Here is a 19,118-nt window from a genome sequence, read left to right as displayed (position 1 = left end):
GGGTAATATGAAGAAATTTATTATTTTCTTTTTGCCATTGCTTTTCATTTTTGCCCAGGGAAAATCTGAAGAAAAAGATCCGAGGGAAATAATTGAGAAGGTCAGGGTATATAAATTGACTGAAGAACTTGACCTTTCTGAAGAACAAATAACAAAACTTTTCCCAAGATTAAAGGAAATGAGAAAAAACGAACAGGAATTCCACAAACAGAGAATGGAGATTATTCAAAAATTGAAAGAACTTTTAGACGAGAAGGCAAAAGAGCAGGAAATAGTAAAAACCCTTAATAGACTTCAAGAATTACAGAAAAAAAGATTTGAATCTCAGTTGAAGGAATTAGAAGAAATAAAGCAAATATTGACTCCGGAGCAGCAAGCAAAATTTATAATATTTCAGGAGGAATTTGAAAAAGAAATTAGGGATTTAATAAGAGAGATAAGATGGCGAAGACATCCTCCGCCACCGGAAAAATAATATAGTAGATTAAAAAATTGACCTGATAAGAATTTGTAGGTCGGTGACGAGAGAGCGGTTTTTAAGATAATACAGATTGTAGTAATCCCGTTCCTGTACTCCTAACTGTTTATTTTTTTCACGCATTTTAATCTGGACAAAACCTGTGAGACCAGGTTTGTATACAGGTTTTTCTTTTGTTTTATCTATTTCCATTATCTCGGCACCAACAAGACTTATTGTTCCTTTTAAAACAGAAAGATAGCTGGGAAGATATTTTAAAAATGGGATTCCCTTTTCAAAGATATAGATTACTCCTATTCCACCACCTTCGGTATAAATTTTTTTCTCTTTAATTCTGGCACCAATAAGCAGGTTAATTAAAAAAAACGGCAAAGATAAGATAATGACTAAAACCGAAATGATTAAATCAAATCCGCGCTTGACGATTAAATCTATCGGGTCATATGAACTTACAAAATCCAATAAAGGCAGGGAATCTATTTCATCCACAGAAGATTTTGCAATGATATACTCAAGTTCGTTTGGAACGATACGGAAATTAACTCCTGTGCCACTTGCATAAGAGATTGTTTCAAGGATTTGTTTATTGCTCAAACGGTCACTGGAGAAGATTACGTCGTCAATTTTCTGGATTTTAATTACTTCCTTAATGTGTTCAATTGTTGAGAGAACCTCAGCGCCATCAATTTCTTTGCCTACATTTTTTTCATCAAAGTCAACAAATCCACAAATTTCGTATGGTATGTCAGGTCTTGCCCTCAATTTTTTTAAAATTCTCAAACCTTCTTTTCCGGCACCAACAATGATTGTCCTTCTGAGTTTTGATAAGGGGTGTTTGATTGCATGCGGACCAATCCAGCGATAGACCAATCTCCATATGCTTAAGATTATAATAATAAGAACAAAGGCAATGAGAATTACAACCCTTGAGTAGGCAAATTGTTTAAAAAAATACGTAAATGTTGAATTTAATAAAAAACCTACGAGGGCACCACCAATGATTGGTTTTATGTGGTATCTACCCTTGGTATGATATGCACCTGAAAGATAAATACTTGCGAACCAGATAAACGTGTAGACCGGGTATATGATGCGAAATCTAATCAGTGCATAATGGGGAAGCCATATCTTGATTGCAACAAAAATGCTTACTATAATTAAGAGGAGATCAATCAATGGTGAAGCAATACTTCTAAAAAAGGAAGTGAGAAACGCGATATATGCTCTCAAGTAAATCCCAGTTTTTAAAATAGATTTGACAAGCAGAGAATAATGGTCTTTAAAGTGCTTATCAATGAAGATTAACATTGCGGAATAGAAATTTGTGATATAAGAAAATTCGCCCTTCTTTGTGCTTTCACCTTTATAATGGATTGCTTTTGTCTTCGGTGTGTAGTAAATTTTACTTCCTGCTTTTTTAATTTTATAACAAAGGTCAATATCCTCGCCATACATAAAATAATCTTCATCAAAATACCCGACTTTTCTTAGTATTTCATTACGCACCAGCATTAAAGAACCCGAAAGGACATCCACTTCAGATTCTATATCCGGCGAAATATATGTTAGATTATAACTACCAAAGGTTTTGCTCTTGGGGAAAATTTTGCTCAAACCAACAATCTTGGTAAATGCAACCCAGGGTGTGGGAATGCTTCTTCTACTTGCTACCTGAAAAGAACCGTCAGGATTTATCAATTTGCAACCCACTGCACCTGCTTCAGGATGTTCATCAAGAAAGTTTTTTAAATTTATTAGGGTATCTTCCTGAATAAGGGTATCAGGATTTAATATAAGGATATACTTACCTCGGGCAATTTTTAATGCCTGATTATTCGCCTTTGCAAATCCTAAATTTTTCTGGTTCTCAATAAGTATTACACCTGGAAATTTTTTCTTTATCATTGACTGGCTGCCATCAACGGATGCGTTGTCCACAACAATAATTTCAATATTAAGATTATGCCTTGCCTTTTCTACTGCCATAAGGCACTGTTCAAGGAAATGCTTGACATTGTAGTTAACGATGACTATAGAAACTTCAATTTCCATTCTGATGAATTATAGAGATTTATTTGCGAATGTCAAGAATTTTGCCCCTTTTTCTTAAAAATTTTCGGCGGGCATATACATAACTTATTTCTGCGCCGTAAAGAAAGATAAAGGCAGAATAATATAACCAGAGTAGCAGTAATATTATTGCTGAAAGTGAACCGAATATTTTAGAATAGTCCACAACCCTTGTAATATAAAGGGTAAATAGAAATTTGGCTAATTCCCACGATATTCCTGTAAATATTGCGCCGATATATGCTTCTTTAAATTTTACTTTACGATTTGGGAAAAACCAATAAATGAGTCCAAAAATTATTGTGCTTATGATTATATTCAAAAGTGGCAATAATTTAATGATTCCCCTTAAGCCAATAGCACTCGCCCAGAATGTAATACCAACCGTAGCAATTAATAATATCCAAATAATAAAAGCCCATGCCATGGTGATCAAACTTTTTTTAAAGAAGGGCCGGTCTTTCTTTGCCTTCCAGATGAGGTTCAAACTTGATTCAATCGCTCCGAATATACTTGCTGAACCCCATAAAAAGCCGAGCATACCAATGATTGCAACAATTATTGATGTCTGCCTCACTGCCTTAATGTTTTTTATTATTTCATCAAGGCCTATGGGTATTATTTGTTTTAAAATTGGAAGAATTTTTTCAATGATCCCCTGGGATGAACCAAGAATAAAGAATGAAAATGATAGTATCCCGAGAATCAAAGGGAAGAGACTGAATATGGATGCGTTTACAAGTGCAGAAGCAAGCAATGGGCAGCGGTCAATATTGAATTTATTATATGCTTCTTTGAAGACCCAGAAAAAATTTCTCATAAAATGCTACGGAAGTTTTTATTATCAATTTTTATAAACGAGACAACCATCAACGAAAACTTTTAAGATTTTTATATCATCAAGATTTTCTTTGATTAATGGATTTTTATTAAGCACTACAATGTCAGCAAATTTTCCCTCTTCAATCATACCTTTATTATTCTCATCAAAAGTTGCAAAAGGCGGAGATTGAGTATACAGGGTTATCGCCTCAGCGGGTGACAATCGGCTTTCATAAAATGGATGATTGACCGCAAGTTTGATACCATATAGAGGTCCTAAAGGCATACAGTCGGAACCAAAAATCAATTTTATCCCTGCTTTTTTTATCTTTTTAAAGCAATTCATACCTTTAAACCTTAAACCAAGAGCTTTTTCATACATATTATCGGGAAATTGCCAGCGTAAAAAATTTGGTTGCATTGAGGCAATTAAATTTAATTTGCTTATTTCCTTTATCTGTTTTGAGTGAAGTATCTCAATATGTTCCAATCTATGACGGAGTTGATTTTTTCTAATCCCTATCTGTTTGAAAACTTTTAAAACCAGATCTGTTGAACGGTCACCAATTGAATGTATCATTAACTGAATTGAATTACTTTCTGCCATTCGGACCAGGTTTAATAAATTTTTCTCAGAAACGAGAATTTTTCCTCGGTTTCTTGAATTCTTATAAGGTGTTCTGATTGCTGCGGTCTGGGCACCAATTGAACCATCCATAAATATCTTTAGCCCGGAAAATTTTAAAAAGTCGTTTCCGAAATTGGATTGAATGCCCATGCCAATTAGTGGCAAAATGTCAGTTGTAATATATAATGCAACACGCAATTTTATTTGTTTTTTTAACAACTGATATATTTTGAATCCATTTATATCGGTAATCTCATGGATTGATGTAATTCCCAATGAGAGGGCATGCCGTGTTGCCAGCTCAAGTCCCTTTTTATACATTTCAAAATTGGGTTTGAATATCCTGTTGAGATATAGCGCAGCATCTTCATAGAGCCAGCCGTTTTCTCTATCCACGATTTTCCATTCTTTAGAAATGAAATCAAGCGCCCTTGTGTTGCAAACTGCAAAATGCCCGCAAACCCGCCGCATAACCACTGGTTTATTTTTTGAAATCTTATCCAGTATCTTCCGGTTTAATTCATTCTTTTTACCCTTTTTCCAGAGTGATTCATCCCAGTTAACCCCAAAGATAATCTCCCTTTCTTTCTCCATTTTCAATTTTTCAATACACTCATCAAGCGAAAAACATTTACTCAAATCCACCCGCTGGAGTTCTATACCATGGGCAAGAAGATGGGTGTGTGAGTCCGCGAATCCTGATATTAGATAATTATTTTTAATATCGAAAATTTTAAAGTCAACAAAATTGCGATGCAGGAATTTATCCAATTTTTCTGCATCAGTTGGATTAGAAATTATTTTTGAAATGCGACCATTAGTGATCAGAATGTCGCATTTATTAACTTTATTTTTCTTTAAATTAACAAAATTACAATTTTTCAGGAGAATGAAAGACATTCATCCTTTAATTAATTTGTTAAGATGTTCCTGGGCGGATTGAAAATCTGGGTCCAAAGAAAGTGCCTGACGAAAAGAATTTATTGCTTTATCTCGGTCATTCAGCGCCTCGTAGGCGATGCCAAAATTATAATAAAGTTTAGGTTCACGATTATTAATTTTTTGTGCCTTTTTTAGAATTTTTATTGCCTCTTCATATTTCTGGCTTAATATATAGAATTCCGAAAGTTCCAGTAAGTCCTGAAAATCGTTGTTCATAATTTTTCAATACGATTTAAATCTTTGTATTTTCCCAACAAAACAAGAATATCACCCTGTAGTACTTCATCTGAACCCCCTGGACCTATGATTATTTCTTCTTTAAAATCAGGTGAACCATCGGGTTTGGTATAAGGCATCTTTCTTTTTATAGCCATTACACTGATTCCAAATTTTTCTCTAAGCTTCAATTCACTCAAGGTTTTATCGCAAAATTTTTTTGGTGCAATTATTTCAAGTATGCCATATTCAGTAGATAATTCAATATAATCAAAAATTTTGGGACTGGCAAGACTTTCTGCCAATTTTTCACCCATTTCTTTTTCAGGAAAGATTATTCTGTCGGCACCGACTTTTTCGAGAATCTTGGCGTGTAGTTCATTATGTGCCTTAACAATCACCTGTTTCACACCGAATTCCTTTAATAAAAGTGTAACCATAATGCTGTCTTCAATATTTTCGCCGATGCTTACAATTGCAGTATCAAATTCTTTAATACCTAATTCTTTTAATGCCTTCTCATCAGTAGCATCAACAACTACTGCCTGGGAAACAGTCCCCTCAATTTCTTTAACCCTTTCTTCATTGCGGTCCATTGCAAGGACCTCAAAATTTTTTTCCGCGAGTGCCCGGGCAATACTTGAACCAAATCTACCAAGACCTATAACAACGAATTGTTTCATAATTTGTCCTTATTTAGAAAACTTTGAAAAAAGATAATTGCGGGTTTTTATAAGTAATAAAAAAACCCGCTTTACATAGAAATTTTTTATCCGGCTTAGCATATAATATTATATATATTTAGGGCTAAATGTCAATATTGTTGTTAAAGAATTATCCTACAACGATTGATTCTTCAGGATAGGAAAAATCAAAATTACGGGGTCTAATTAAGGCACTTCCCAGGGTTAAAGTTCCTACCCTTCCAATCAACATCAATAATATGATTATCAATTTACTAAATAATGAGAATTCACCTACATAATTACAATATGGATTTAGGTTTGAGCCAAGTGATAGCCCGACTGTTCCGAAAGCCGAGAAAATTTCAAATAATAATTTTAATGGTTGGGCACGGTCAAATAACAAGATTAGAAAGAATGAAATCAAAATCAAAAATACTGACAGGGATATGAGTAAAAAAGAACGCATTGCCTGCTCCTGGGGAATTCTTTTTTTCATTGTTGTAACATCATTTTTATATCTACCAAAAAGAAGTTCTTTAATCCAGATTAACATAAGGGCGAAGGTTGAAGTTTTTACACCTCCTCCGGTTCCACCCGGTGAGGCGCCGATAAACATAAGCACGATTAACAAAAATATTGTTGCGGTAGAGAATGAAGAGATATCTACGGTATTAAAACCAGCGGTCCTTGGTGTGACAGACTGGAAGAAAGAATGAATTATTTTCATAGGCAGGGAATAATTAACGAGACTTCTTTGTCCTTCATAAAACAATATAAAGAGAGTTCCTACAACCAATAAGATTATGGTTGTTTTTAAAACTATCTTAGAATGGAGTGAGAGTTCTTTTCTTTGTTTCTTTATTAAAACATAATAAATATCTGATATCACAATGAATCCAATGCCCCCGGTGATTATCAATACTGAGGCGATCAAAGGGACATTCCAGAAATTTGCGAAGAGTGTTAGATTCTCAGAAAATGTAGAAAATCCCGCATTGCAGAACGCTGATATTGAATGAAAAATTGCGTGTCCGGCTGCAATCGGTGGGCTGAATTTTTTTACAAAACTGAAATAAAACAATATAGCCCCAATCATTTCCACAACAAATGTAATTCTAAAAATTCTCCAGGCAAACCGCATTAAATTATCATAACTGAGGATATTAACTGATTCTTTGAATAACATACGATCGCGCAAAGAAATTTTTTTCCCCAAAAAGAAAAAAAAAGATGTGGATAGAGTCATATATCCCAAACCACCAATCTGTATTAAGAGAAGTATTATACATTTACCGAACAGGGTAAAATCCATTGCAGTATTTTTAACGATCAATCCAGTAACGCATAAAGCCGAGGTTGATGTAAATATTGCATCTATAAAAGAAATGCCGTTAGTCGTTGAGAAAGGTAAAGAGAGCAATATTGCACCAATAATTATAATGCTGACATATCCGAAAATCAAAATTCTTGCCGGATTTATTTCTTTTTTTTGATTCATTTTTAAGAATCTTTCTCTTTTTTCTTCTTTATATTTTTGACAATGCTTTGTGCAAGCCGATTGGCTAAACGGTTTCTTTCGCGGGGAATCATTTTTAAATCAATTTTTTCAAACTTATTTAGCAATTTTCGCACACGGTCTGCCAAGATTTTTATATGCGGTGTTTTTATCCGATAATTGCCCATAAGTTGTTTATAAACGAGTTCAGAGTCCATGTATATCTCAGCATTTAAAAACTTATTATCCGATAGCCATTTTAATGCATGTATAAGCGCTTCATATTCTGCTACATTATTTGTGGTAATACCAATATATCGAGAAATTTCTGCAAGTGGTTTTTCTGAATTGTGTTTATCAAATATTACAATCCCAATAGCTGAAGGTCCGGGATTCCCACTGGATGCACCATCAATGTAGGCAACCACACCATCAAGATTCATAAATAAGTATTCTGCCGCAGGAATCGCAAAGAATGAATTTGTCCTTTTTTTTCAACTCATTGAGGGTCTGGGGTGTGATATTTGAATAACACCCTGTGCATATTCCCTCATCGGTGACGACACAAATTGCCTTTTCCCTTGCTTTTTTAATTCTTTCATAAATTTTTCTTATGTCATCAGGCAATTTTTTTATTTCGTCCTGAAACATAAATTTCTTTTTATCCTGTTCATCAATGATCTGATTTTTTTGTTTTTCCAATTCTTGAATCTCCCGATTCTTTTTTTCCACAAATTCTTTTGTTTCTTTCTCAAGATTTCCGATTGTACTTTTTATTTTTTCTTCTTCTTCAAGGAGATTTATCATTTCTTCTTCTATTGACATACGAGCATTTTTAAGATATTCAATCTCTTTTAAAATCGCCCTGTATTCTTCATTTGTTTTTACCGTGTGGATTTGCTGATTTAATTTACTGACTTTTGTTTCATTCTCGGCGATATCCCCCTCTTTTAGTTTGTAAGATTTTTTTATTTCTATTAATCGGTTCTTCGCCTGATTTAACTGATTGTTTTTCTTTTCAATTTCCTTCTGAAGTGCGGCAATCTTTTCCGGGATATTTTTCAAAGAAATTTCATTCTTTTTAATGTCCTCATCAAGGTCCTTTATCTTAATAAGTCTTTCCAGGACCTCTTCCATCTGGCTTACCTCACGCTCCCTTGCTCCAAATTCCACTTGCTGTCAATTTTAAACATTACTTTGTTTTTTGGCATTTGGAATTTGGCATTTAACATAAATATGGGCGGTACCCGACTTGAACGGGTGGCCTCCTGCATGTCAAGCAGACGCTCTAACCAGGACTGAGCTAACCGCCCTTTGCTTTGCATAAGTTATATTTTATCTAAATTTTAATAAAAGTCAACAGCCAAAGATTTTTACTTTTACTATTTCATTATCTCCAATATGGCACAAAAATATTGTGTATCTATTACGGGATGGGAATTCCTCTAAGATCTGTTTCTCAAAACTTAATACTTCCCGCCAGGTTCCATCTACATTTACACGCCTGGGAAAAGTTCGGGCATTTTTCCCTGAGTACCACTCTACATCATTTTCTCCTATTATTTTCATTTTTTATTCCTTTAATCCGCTTCGGGCATAAGATTCCATAATCTGACGTTGCACAAAGAAATAAAGAATTATCAGGGGAATGGTGGTGAATGTAGATGCCGCGCAGAGTAGGGGATAGTTTGTTGATTCAGCCTGCGCAAAATAGGCGAGACCAGTTTGAATTGTGCGCATAGAATCCGAATGTGTTACAATAAGGGGCCAGAGGAAAGAATTCCAGTTTGTTATTATTTCAAAAATACCTATAGTTATAAGCACTGGTTTGGATAATGGTATGACAATATATTTTATGATCTGCCAGTGATTCAATCCATCCATTTTTGCAGCATCAAAAAGTTCCTGGGGCAGGGTTTTAAAATGTTGTCTTAAAAGGAATATTGCAAATATATTTACTCCCCATGGGATTATTAGCGCCCAGAATGTATCGATGAATCGAAATTTACTGAGTATTACATAGGAGGGGGCAAGATATACAGGCATCGGGACCATCATCATCGCAAGAAACAGAGTGAAGAGAAGTTCTCTACCCAAGAAATTTAATCGGGCAAAGGCATAGGCAGAGAGAATGGTTGTAAAATATACAAGAAGAACCGAACCCGTGGTCATGATCAGCGTATTTATAAAATACCTTGTAAAATCAACCTGTTTGAACGCTTCAATGAAATTGCTGAACATAAGTTTTTCAGGAATGAGTGTAGGTGGAAATTGTAATGCCTCATCCTGAGTTTTTAAAGAAGTAGAGACCATCCAGAAAAATGGCAAAATCATCCATATCGTTCCCAATATTAATAACAAATGAATGAACTTTTTATTCATAATAAACCTTTTGTTCTAAAAATTTTTGCTGGAGTTTTGTCAGGGCGAAGATAATAACGAAGACAACAAAGGCAATGGCGTTTGCATATCCAAGATTCCATAACCTGAAGGATTGTTCATATAAATAATATACAACCAGGCTTGTTGTCCCCAGTGGTCCACCCGGTGGTTGTGTCATTACATAAACCGGGGTGAATGTATTAAAAGCAATGATTGATTGCGTTAACAGCAGATAAAATATTGTTGGTGAAAGTATTGGAATTGTGATATTCCAGAATAACTCCCAACCTCTTGCCCCATCTATTTTTGCCGCTTCATAATACTGGGCAGGAATGTTCTGAAGTCCGGCAAGGCAGATAATGATACAATATCCAATATTATGCCATATAGCCATTATCATTAATGAGCAGAGTGCGATAGAAGGTCCCGCAAAAAAACCAGAAATGTCAGTATGTAAGATTATTTCAAAAATTCCCCTTGAATCATTCAGCCATTTTACACCTGCGATACCGAGCAAGTTGAATAATGCATTCAATATTCCACGGTCGGGATTAAATATCCAGCGCCAGACCACACTTATTGCAACGATGGATGTAACAACCGGTAGATAATAGAGCGTCCTGTATATTCCCTGTCCTTTAATTTTTTGATTCAGAAGATACGCAATAACTATAGAGAGAATAATTGTTAGCGGGACCACCCCTAAAACATACCAGAAGGTATTTATGAGTGATTGATAAAATTTTGGATCTATGAAAAGTTTGTAATAATTTTTGAACCATATGAACTTCAGTGGCCCCGCGATAGACCAGTTATATAAGCTCATACCGATAGCCTGGATTATCGGATAAAACCTGAAAATACAAATTATTAGTAATGCAGGTAGCAGAAATAGATAAGCCACTTTATCTTTTCTTTTATTCACAGGTAATGATAATCCAATAAAATTATTTGTCAATTATTGAAAAAACCCTATTTATAGTTTTATATAGGATTTAATTTTTTCAAATAATTTTTCTCCGACTCCCTTTACTTTTTTTATATCTTCAATTTTTTTGAATTCACCATTATTTTCGCGAAATTCAACTATTCTTTGGGCTAATGCCGGACCAATTCCAGGCAACATTACAAGTTGTTCTTCGCTGGCGAGGTTGATTGAAATTTGTCGCATCTCTTCTTCTATGATTAAAGCATAACTTTTTTTGTTGAATTTCCATACTGCATAATTTAAGATATTTATTATTAAAAGAAGAGAAATCAAAACAGATAGAATGATGATTTCTTTACGATTCATCAATATCCTGGATAAACTATCCGTAATAAAAATTTATACATTTTATCTAAACTTTCTTTACTGCATTTGTCAATTGTATCAAAGGGTGTGTCCCAGTAGGGATAATCAAAATCTATGATATCAATTGCCCTTATACCATATTTTATCAAAGGCATATGGTCATCAATGATAAAATATTTAATTGTCGGAATAAAAACACCTGGCGCCTCAATCATTCCTATCTCCCAGATTGAGTCAACAAGTGCAGGAAAGAATTTTGTAGAATTACCTTCTTTATAAATCTGTAAATTTTTATCCCCTACCATATCAACAATCAATATGAAAGAATAATGATCAAGACATTTTGCAGCAAAATGGGTTGAGCCATAAAGTTCAGCCTTTTCTACATCTTCACCGTCAAAAAATAGAATATGTATATTCATATCAGCAGGATTTTTTGAGAGGGTATCAGCAAGTTTTAAGAGTAGTGCTACAGTTGAGCCTCCATCGTTGGCACCAGGGCAATTCCGGTCTGAGTCCCAGTGTGTGCCAATACCAATTAGTGGTTCATTCCCCGGAAATTTCTGATAAATATTGTAAAGCCAGACGCCATCAATAAAGAAAGAATCTATCTCAGGGTTTTTAAGATTCTTTATTATATAATTGAAGGCATTTCTATGCCCTTCGGTTCCAATTGTCCGATTACCAAATTTGCAGAATTCAACAAGATAATCATACGGTTCTTTTGCGCTAACGAAACCTACGAAAAACAAAAATATGAAATTAATTCTTAAAAATTTATATTTGCCCATATATTTAGACCTACCCTTCGATAACTATTATTAAAAACCCGGTCTTGATTACGGGAATAATTCAGATTCGCTCCCCCGGTAATGCTTGTTGAAAAATTATAACTAAATGAAACATCAATATTACTATTTTCATTATCAGCCACTGGATTATCCATATCAAGGTCGTTTGGATTTTCTATTGATGCTGCGTAACTTGTATTGCGGTTGTAACTGTATGTTATGTTTGTTGTAAGATTTGATGTAAATCTTATACCACGAAGCAACGGCAGGGATATTCCCTTTGGTGCACTAAATGTATAAGCGAAAGACATTGAGCCACCCCAATTTACAGATTTGGAAGGATTTATGAACATATCTGAATATTGATGATTTTGAGTTTCGGAGTAATTAATATTTGCGTTGGTGGTAATACCTCTTTTCCAGTTGACCTGCCAACCGAGTAATGGGTTGAAAGATAGGGTTTTGCTATCCGATGTTAATTCAGGAGTTGTGTCGGGAGAGACCCTGTAGAGTCTCATGTAATTTTGGTTTAAACCTATATTTATTGACGATGTGTATGCATACTTTTTGAGCATCGGAATTTTTTCTACGCTTGAAATTCGTAGGTTTGCACCCGGGTAAGATTCAGTCACACTTCTGTTTTCATCACCGCTATAACCAAAACTTCTATTAATTTGTTTTGAGTAACTACCATTCAAACTAAATATCTTATAATTGATACCCGAACCTGCACTAAAATTATCGGTTATACTGCGGCTTGAGTAACTATTGGGATCAATTTGATCCGATGGAATTGTATCAACAAGACCAAATTGATACTTTAAATCCGGTCTTAATTTGCTATAATAACCCGACGATTTTTGTCGTGAGAAACTTATGCTGGGATTCTGGATGAGGTCAACGAATGTTTCAATCTGTTTTACGACCCATAACGGCGAGCCGGGGATCTGCAGACTGTCTTTTGATTCATCGCGCAGGTGGGTTAAAAATTTTACCACTTTTTTGATATCAGCGATTGTCGAGATGCTTATATTGGAAGCGTTGTTAATTCCCCTTCGGTCATAAGGTTTACGCAATTCAAATCTATGGTCTTCGTTGTAATTCGCAGAAAATTGTAAGGACGGATTGAGAAGTATCAAGTCTTTTGAAATGCGACTATTGAATGTCTGGGTACGGTTTACTTCTTCACCCAAACGCCATTTCTCTGATACCGAATCTCTTGTTTGGGCAAAGTTATACGATGTTGATAGAATTTGGTGTGGCGAGTAACTTGTGGAAAACGATGGGGTAAGTGTCTTGCGATGCTGGGGATAACCAGGACTCGTATTAAATGGTTGATTTAGACTATCGCGACGATATGATTTTATCAAATTTTCTGTATATAGTGAACTAAAAGAGATTGTCTGGGGTAGAAGAGATATTTGTTGCTTAAAGAATCTAATTGATGCCTTCGGTCCAAGACTATATTCACCACGATAATTCCTTAAATCAGATGTATCGGCATTTTTTGGACCGTTTGAAATGCTAATCGTGCGGTCATTGGAAAATCTAAGGTTATCCAGGGTCTGTTTCATCAACCAGTTTTTGGAACCGGTTTTTGAAAGACTTATATTATAACCGCGGACCGTGCTCATTGATTTTTCCAATGTACGGCTTGAATCATCTAATTCAATATCCGATGCGATCGTAGATGAGTATCTCGGTTCCTGAATATTTTTATTATAACTCAATCCCAAAGGAATACTGAAGCCCCAGGTTGTGGGGAGAATTTTATCAAGTGAAATCGTAGAATTTATACCATAATTTCTGCCTGGACCGGATGTTGAAATATTTTTAGATTCTGATAATCTTTTGAATTTGCCGTTTGATTCAGAATAAGCAAATATTATGCTTGATAAATCAGCAATATTTAGGGAGCCATTTGATCTGAAGATTCTACCAATTTCATATTTAGGAGATGTAAGTTTGATATCGTTGAACCACATCGTATCGGTGAGTGGGGTAGTAAATTTATTTGTGATTCTGATTTCAAAAAAACGATTTGTTTCTAATGACGGATTTCCAGAAACAGTATAAGAACCTTCGGTAAATTTACCAATACCACCAGTTTTTTTCTTCAATTCCGGAAAATTAGCCAATATTACTGTGTATTTTCGCCAATTATTGTATCCCAATATCCCTGTTTCATAATCAGTTTTATATTCATAATAATTTGAATCCGAGCCAAAGCGCAGGGCAATTTCTGGATTTGAGTGTAGCGTCCTAAAATAAAATACCAATGTATCATAACCGCGGTAATCCTCCTGCGTTTCTACCCTGCGATAGGCAATGCAGGTATGATTCTCTTTGACATTCAGTAAATTGAATTCTAAACCACCTTCATTTATTGTCTTTCCTGTGATAGGGTCTATGGGAAGTGGATAAGGTGGTCGATAGTAAGTATGGGTTCCAGTATTAACCGGTGTAATAACAAATTTTTCTGTTGTATCAACAGGATATAAAGAATCATTGGCTACAATCCCATAATTTTTCCATCTGCTTCCAGTCAAACTCAATTTATGAATATAGATCACTTCTGTTTTGGAAAAATTGTCAAACCATATACGAACGAACTTAATGTTTTGCCAGTTTATTGTGCCAAAGGAAGTATCGCGCGCCAACGAATCTTTCAATGGAATGCGGAACATCTTCCAGCCATCCTTTAGACCTCCTTCAACAAGAAATCGTGTTGAATCGAGATGCACGGAAAAACTATGGTATATATTTGAACTTAAGTTGAATATTCCATTTCGGTCTATATCTTCTGTGTCCCATATTCCATTTCCTTCAGTTCCATTTATTCCACCCGAATAATCCTCGTCTACATAATCATCATTTCCATCATCTCCACTGACACTCTGGTTATCTTTACCCGCAACATTATCAAGCCCCCTGTCTTCGTTGACTGCATCCCAGGAAAAGTTCCTTGGTGCATTATCTTCGTCTTCAAATGTGTTGAGACCAACGAGTTCGCCTTTTTTATTTCTGCGCAATTGATCTTCACTGATTTCTTCAGCAATTTCTATGTGAATTTTACCACCCGTACCGTTTACAATTAACTCAATATTTTCGCATTCATCAAGGTTGGTGTTTGTGATATATTGAGTTAATCCAGCAAAGGATTGGAGATTATCAGGGGTGAATTGAATCTGCAGAACTTCAGCAATTGCCTTTGGATCAGTCGGATTATTGTAAATGTCTTCCATTTTAAATACATTTCTGCTTGGTGGATTATACCAGATTATCCTTTTTTTGGCAAAATTTCCAGTATCCTGATTTACTGGTTTTGAACAAAGATGCCAGTAATTTTTTGTTAAAGCGACAGAATGGTTTATGGTCGTGGCTTCAAAATCATCCAGATATACCGCATTTTGTGAGTTTATATTTGAGAATGAATATGCACCTTCAAAATTAATGTTGAATTTTGATTCGGCTTCAGTCTTTATCAGTGGTAGATTATCAATGAGTTCTGTTAAGTAAGGAATCTTGCCGGGTAATGCAAAATCAGCCTCCCATACCATGCGATTATATGGCTCTTCATTTAGTCTTATATGTTCATAGGGTGCGGTTTGATAAGATTCCGTGCGATAGAAGAAAGAAGAACCTAAATTTCCTTCTCCAAATATTTTTGAGTTTGCCCTTAACCCGATGAGTGATTTCTGGGAAGCAGAGAATAATGTTGTATATTCTGCCTGGATACGGATTCTATCGGTTACTGAAAGCGGTCTTAAAAACTCAAGTTTACCACCCTCGTAATCCACAACATATTGGGTTGAATCTATCAAAACATCATTTATATAGACTCTTACTCTTTTTGTGTTAAATGGAATGCTGAAGATACGCTTTACCTGAACAGATTTTGTATATATGTAATATTTGTCGGGTCCAATTGAATAATAGGGATTGGTATATACCTCGGAATCAGGTTCAGGAAGATTGTTGTTGACAAATGGTGTTGGCTCGGGGAAGATCAGGAGCCCACGATTAAAATCAAATCCACCATATCCATTGTATGGGTCCACTACATTATTATTATCATTATCAAGCCCGAGTATGGATAATAAAGTTCTGTTTTGATAAATATCTTCATCAATACCATTGGCTACATTGTGATATATTCTGATTGTATCAACCATTCCACCCGGACCGCCAATACGATAATAATTTTTTAATTCATAATATTTCCAGGTGAGTGATGTCGGTCTAAAGGTTCTCGGACATATGAGTTTTAATCTAAATGTATCAGAACCAATAAAACCAACAGTATCTTCCTTGCCTTGACTATTGACTTTACGATAATAAACGCCGAGTGCCTCAATATTATTATAAAGACTGTTTTTCAATTCAATGATATTCACTCTTCTTCCAAAAAATTGGTAATCCTGGACAGGCCCTTCGTATTTTAAAGTAAAAAATCCTTCCTCTTTTTCGAGGCTGTCATCCGGAATATTATCATCATTTAAATCAAGATATGCGTAGGCATAGCGCGTGATTCCATTATTATTATTTGCTGGATTACCGTCATCAATATAAACACGGAGTTCAATGATTGAATCACTGGTCCCAAGCCAGAAAAATTGTCTTTTCTGGTAATCCCTTGCCCAGATTGTATCGGGCATACTTTCTGCCCCGCCGGTTATTTCCTGTTCACTGAACTGGGTCTGTTCCCTTGAAGCAATTCCAACAATATCAACCGGTCCTAATTTTGCTGTTGATTTAAGCCCAAACAGCCCCTGATGGGATGGAATATCACCAGTATAACTCGTTCCGGGAATGGAAAGTTGTGTATCACCCCCTTCAAGTTCTTGGAGTATTTCATCTTCTTTGCCTTTGTAGGTTACGCGAATTTTATTCTCATTTTCATCCACCCTTGTTGAATTATGGTCAATGAATACCTTCATACGGTCGCCAACTTCGCCATCAAGGTTAACTGCCATTTCCTGTTCCATCTTTAACTCAGGTAGGAGTGAGGTTCTTTGCTGGTCTGCTGGTAGATTTGAATAAAAGGTCTCGGTTCCACCCAGGGTTATCTTTATGTATCCTCCTACATCAAGTTTACCAGTTTCGCCCATAAAATCGCTGAATCCACCCTTGGGTAGCGGTACTTCAAAAGTGCCAAACAAACCTTTGTTTGCATATCCACCTTTTTTAATCAAATCGCTCTGGAGCTCTTTCAACAGCAATTTCTGATTTTTCTTTTTTAATCCTGCAGAAAGATAGGTGGGCAAGGGCACAATGCTGTCAATACTGATTAACTCCCCCTGATAAAATCTTGTGTATATTATATACTGAATATCTGAAGTAACAAATGTTTTAATCTCATAGGGCAGGGTAAACTGGTTTATTAAAAGAATTAAGAATAAATTCATAACAACTTGATAATTTTATCCGCAATGGAATGGGTGTCAAGACCGACCGCATTGAGTAAAATATTTCGTGCACCGTGGGGAATAAATTTGTCGGGCAGGGAGATCGTATAAATCTTTATTTTTGAATTTTTATTTGATAGATATACTGCGATTGTGCTTCCCAATCCACCTAAAAAAGTGTTTTCTTCAACGATAAATATTGTTTTCAAATCTCTACTGAGTTTATCAATTAGTTCGTAATCAAGTGGTTTAACGAATCGGGCATTTATTAAAAATGGATTCATTTTATTTTTTTGCAATAAAGATAATACTTCACTACACGTTTGGACAGTTGAACCGCAGGCAATTATTGCAAAATCCTTACCCTGATTTAAAATTTCCCATTTACCAATTTCTACCGTTGGAATGTTATAATTTACTGGTTGAACACAATTGCCGCGAGGATAACGGATTGCAAAGGGTCCCTTACGATATTCTATCGCAGTTTTTAAAAGAGAAACCAGTTCTGTGCCGTTTTTGGGTGCACTTATTATGATATTGGGGATGCAATTAAGATAAGATAAATCAAAAGGTCCATGATGGGTTGGCCCATCTTCCCCAACAAGTCCGGCACGGTCAATTGCGAATATCACCGGTGCATTTTGCAGACAGACATCATGGATAATCTGGTCATATGCCCGCTGGAGAAAAGTTGAATATATTGCACATACTGGGATATAACCTTCAAGTGCAAGTGCCGCTGCCATAGTGACTCCATGTTGTTCACAAATTCCGACATCAAAGAATCGTTCGGGAAATTTTAATGAAAAATCCTTCAGACCTGTGCCCAGACACATACCAGCCGTAATGGCAACAATTTTTTTATTTTCCTCAGCGAATTTTACAATTGCGTTACCGAAAACGTTTGTGTATGAGTTGGATTTATGTTTCTCTATGCCAGTATTTATGTCAAACGGTGCTATACCATGAAATCTTTCTGGCGATTCTTCCGCTATTTTATACCCTTTTCCTTTTTTTGTTACTACGTGGACTAATCGTGGTCCCCGCATCTCTTTTATCCTTGAGAATGTATCAATGAGTTCGTTTAGTTTATGCCCATTTAGTGGTCCGATATACCTGAAACCAAGTTCTTCAAATATAACTGAAGGTGAGTATAAACCTTTCATACCTTCCTGTATTCTTTTTGCGAAATTCCTTGCGCGATCCCTGATATACGGCGGAAATTTGCCTAAAAATACCCATAAGTCATCACGGAATCTGTTATATGTTCTTGTGGTAATTATCTTGGTGAGATACTGCGATAAGGCTCCAACACTTTCGCCGATTGACCTTTCATTATCGTTCAGAATTACAATGACATCTTTTTTCAATTGTCCGATGTAATTCAGTGCTTCAAATGCCATACCTGCACCAAGCGAACCATCTCCGATTATGCTTATGATATGATAATTTTCCTTTCTAAAGTCTCTTGCAATAGCAAAACCTGCAGCAGCAGATAAAGAGGTTGATGAATGTCCGGTATTGAAATGGTCATATTTTGATTCTTCCCTTTTTGGAAATCCACTTATCCCTTTGTAAGTTCGTAAAGTTGAGAATAGTTCCCTCCGGCCTGTTATCAATTTTTGAGCATATGTTTGATGTCCTACATCCCAGATAATTTTATCTTTTTCACCATCAAATACCCGATAAATAGCAAGAGTAAGTTCAACAACTCCTAATGATGGGGCTAAATGCCCGCCGTTGTTGGCTACAGTTTTTAAAATTTCTTCTCTAATTTCTTTTGCAAGAATCTGGAGTTGTTCCACTGAATATTTTTTTAAATCATCAGGTTTGTTTATCTTTTCAAGTAAAGCCATTTTTCGTTTAATATAAATTAGAATTGCATTTTATATTTTATGGTTATATT

General features: G+C 35.4%; 16 protein-coding genes and 1 tRNA gene. 1 reads left to right on the top strand and 16 read right to left on the bottom strand.

What is annotated here, in order from left to right; translation table 11 throughout:
- Positions 1-7 precede the first annotated feature (7 nt).
- On the top strand, positions 8-475 hold the full coding sequence (locus ABIL69_01050; protein MEO0122578.1) for a Spy/CpxP family protein refolding chaperone: 468 nt from the start codon (positions 8-10) through the stop codon (positions 473-475).
- Positions 476-484: 9 nt separating this feature from the next.
- Here ABIL69_01050 and ABIL69_01045 read toward each other — a convergent pair whose 3' ends face one another.
- The 16 genes from ABIL69_01045 to dxs form a co-directional block, all read right to left on the bottom strand.
- Positions 485-2,530, bottom strand: coding sequence for a glycosyltransferase (locus tag ABIL69_01045; GenBank protein ID MEO0122577.1), 2,046 nt, complete (start codon positions 2,528-2,530; stop codon positions 485-487).
- Positions 2,531-2,549: 19 nt separating this feature from the next.
- Entirely contained in the window at positions 2,550-3,368 is an 819-nt protein-coding gene (locus ABIL69_01040; GenBank protein MEO0122576.1) for a YihY/virulence factor BrkB family protein, read from the bottom strand.
- A gap of 24 nt (positions 3,369-3,392) precedes the next feature.
- The gene (locus ABIL69_01035; protein MEO0122575.1) at positions 3,393-4,898 is read right to left on the bottom strand and encodes an amidohydrolase; all 1,506 of its coding nucleotides are present in this window, start codon (positions 4,896-4,898) and stop codon (positions 3,393-3,395) included.
- The gene (locus ABIL69_01030; GenBank protein MEO0122574.1) at positions 4,899-5,156 is read right to left on the bottom strand and encodes a tetratricopeptide repeat protein; all 258 of its coding nucleotides are present in this window, start codon (positions 5,154-5,156) and stop codon (positions 4,899-4,901) included.
- Positions 5,153-5,839: a TrkA family potassium uptake protein gene (locus ABIL69_01025; protein MEO0122573.1), complete on the bottom strand. Its 687-nt coding sequence runs from the start codon at positions 5,837-5,839 to the stop codon at positions 5,153-5,155. The genes ABIL69_01030 and ABIL69_01025 overlap by 4 nt, the downstream gene beginning before the upstream one ends.
- A gap of 151 nt (positions 5,840-5,990) precedes the next feature.
- Positions 5,991-7,340 (bottom strand): TrkH family potassium uptake protein, encoded by a 1,350-nt coding sequence (locus ABIL69_01020; protein ID MEO0122572.1) that lies wholly within the window; start codon positions 7,338-7,340, stop codon positions 5,991-5,993.
- A 2-nt stretch (positions 7,341-7,342) separates the two neighbouring features.
- Positions 7,343-7,780: a ribonuclease HI family protein gene (locus tag ABIL69_01015; GenBank protein ID MEO0122571.1), complete on the bottom strand. Its 438-nt coding sequence runs from the start codon at positions 7,778-7,780 to the stop codon at positions 7,343-7,345.
- Positions 7,770-8,474 carry a C4-type zinc ribbon domain-containing protein gene (locus tag ABIL69_01010; GenBank protein ID MEO0122570.1) on the bottom strand — a complete coding sequence of 235 codons (705 nt, stop codon included), beginning with the start codon at positions 8,472-8,474 and terminating at the stop codon, positions 7,770-7,772. The genes ABIL69_01015 and ABIL69_01010 overlap by 11 nt, the downstream gene beginning before the upstream one ends.
- Before the next feature lie 100 nt (positions 8,475-8,574).
- Positions 8,575-8,650: transfer RNA gene (locus tag ABIL69_01005), tRNA-Val, on the bottom strand.
- Between the two features lie 43 nt (positions 8,651-8,693).
- Positions 8,694-8,906 carry a hypothetical protein gene (locus ABIL69_01000; GenBank protein MEO0122569.1) on the bottom strand — a complete coding sequence of 71 codons (213 nt, stop codon included), beginning with the start codon at positions 8,904-8,906 and terminating at the stop codon, positions 8,694-8,696.
- Between the two features lie 3 nt (positions 8,907-8,909).
- Positions 8,910-9,719: a carbohydrate ABC transporter permease gene (locus ABIL69_00995; protein ID MEO0122568.1), complete on the bottom strand. Its 810-nt coding sequence runs from the start codon at positions 9,717-9,719 to the stop codon at positions 8,910-8,912.
- Positions 9,712-10,644, bottom strand: coding sequence for a sugar ABC transporter permease (locus tag ABIL69_00990; protein MEO0122567.1), 933 nt, complete (start codon positions 10,642-10,644; stop codon positions 9,712-9,714). Before ABIL69_00990 ends, ABIL69_00995 begins: the two co-directional genes overlap by 8 nt.
- A gap of 51 nt (positions 10,645-10,695) precedes the next feature.
- Positions 10,696-11,013 carry a helix-hairpin-helix domain-containing protein gene (locus tag ABIL69_00985; protein ID MEO0122566.1) on the bottom strand — a complete coding sequence of 106 codons (318 nt, stop codon included), beginning with the start codon at positions 11,011-11,013 and terminating at the stop codon, positions 10,696-10,698.
- Complete coding sequence (locus tag ABIL69_00980) at positions 11,013-11,804, bottom strand: M28 family peptidase (protein ID MEO0122565.1); 792 nt, start codon at positions 11,802-11,804, stop codon at positions 11,013-11,015. The genes ABIL69_00985 and ABIL69_00980 overlap by 1 nt, the downstream gene beginning before the upstream one ends.
- Positions 11,783-17,212, bottom strand: a complete 5,430-nt coding sequence (locus ABIL69_00975) for a hypothetical protein (GenBank protein ID MEO0122564.1) — start codon at positions 17,210-17,212, stop codon at positions 11,783-11,785. Before ABIL69_00975 ends, ABIL69_00980 begins: the two co-directional genes overlap by 22 nt.
- A complete protein-coding gene (dxs, locus tag ABIL69_00970) occupies positions 17,209-19,068 on the bottom strand; it encodes a 1-deoxy-D-xylulose-5-phosphate synthase (protein ID MEO0122563.1) in 1,860 nt (619 codons plus the stop codon). Before dxs ends, ABIL69_00975 begins: the two co-directional genes overlap by 4 nt.
- Positions 19,069-19,118: the final 50 nt, after the last annotated feature.

The organism is candidate division WOR-3 bacterium (assembly GCA_039802005.1).
In the GTDB taxonomy this organism is placed as follows: Bacteria; Hydrothermota; Tepidihabitantia; order SM23-42; family JAOAFX01; genus JAOAFX01.
Note: the sequence above shows the minus strand (reverse complement) of the source record. Positions and strands in the feature narration are given on the sequence as shown.

What these genes read in the sequence shown, in the direction of transcription:
- ABIL69_01050 (MEO0122578.1), top strand. Translation starts at nt 8, where the DNA reads ATGAAGAAATTTATTATTTTCTTTTTGCCATTGCTTTTCATTTTTGCC.
- ABIL69_01045 (MEO0122577.1), bottom strand. Translation starts at nt 2,530, where the DNA reads ATGGAAATTGAAGTTTCTATAGTCATCGTTAACTACAATGTCAAGCAT.
- ABIL69_01040 (MEO0122576.1), bottom strand. Translation starts at nt 3,368, where the DNA reads ATGAGAAATTTTTTCTGGGTCTTCAAAGAAGCATATAATAAATTCAAT.
- ABIL69_01035 (MEO0122575.1), bottom strand. Translation starts at nt 4,898, where the DNA reads ATGTCTTTCATTCTCCTGAAAAATTGTAATTTTGTTAATTTAAAGAAA.
- ABIL69_01030 (MEO0122574.1), bottom strand. Translation starts at nt 5,156, where the DNA reads ATGAACAACGATTTTCAGGACTTACTGGAACTTTCGGAATTCTATATA.
- ABIL69_01025 (MEO0122573.1), bottom strand. Translation starts at nt 5,839, where the DNA reads ATGAAACAATTCGTTGTTATAGGTCTTGGTAGATTTGGTTCAAGTATT.
- ABIL69_01020 (MEO0122572.1), bottom strand. Translation starts at nt 7,340, where the DNA reads ATGAATCAAAAAAAAGAAATAAATCCGGCAAGAATTTTGATTTTCGGA.
- ABIL69_01015 (MEO0122571.1), bottom strand. Translation starts at nt 7,780, where the DNA reads ATGAATCTTGATGGTGTGGTTGCCTACATTGATGGTGCATCCAGTGGG.
- ABIL69_01010 (MEO0122570.1), bottom strand. Translation starts at nt 8,474, where the DNA reads ATGGAAGAGGTCCTGGAAAGACTTATTAAGATAAAGGACCTTGATGAG.
- ABIL69_01000 (MEO0122569.1), bottom strand. Translation starts at nt 8,906, where the DNA reads ATGAAAATAATAGGAGAAAATGATGTAGAGTGGTACTCAGGGAAAAAT.
- ABIL69_00995 (MEO0122568.1), bottom strand. Translation starts at nt 9,719, where the DNA reads ATGAATAAAAAGTTCATTCATTTGTTATTAATATTGGGAACGATATGG.
- ABIL69_00985 (MEO0122566.1), bottom strand. Translation starts at nt 11,013, where the DNA reads ATGAATCGTAAAGAAATCATCATTCTATCTGTTTTGATTTCTCTTCTT.
- ABIL69_00980 (MEO0122565.1), bottom strand. Translation starts at nt 11,804, where the DNA reads ATGGGCAAATATAAATTTTTAAGAATTAATTTCATATTTTTGTTTTTC.
- ABIL69_00975 (MEO0122564.1), bottom strand. Translation starts at nt 17,212, where the DNA reads ATGAATTTATTCTTAATTCTTTTAATAAACCAGTTTACCCTGCCCTAT.
- dxs (MEO0122563.1), bottom strand. Translation starts at nt 19,068, where the DNA reads ATGGCTTTACTTGAAAAGATAAACAAACCTGATGATTTAAAAAAATAT.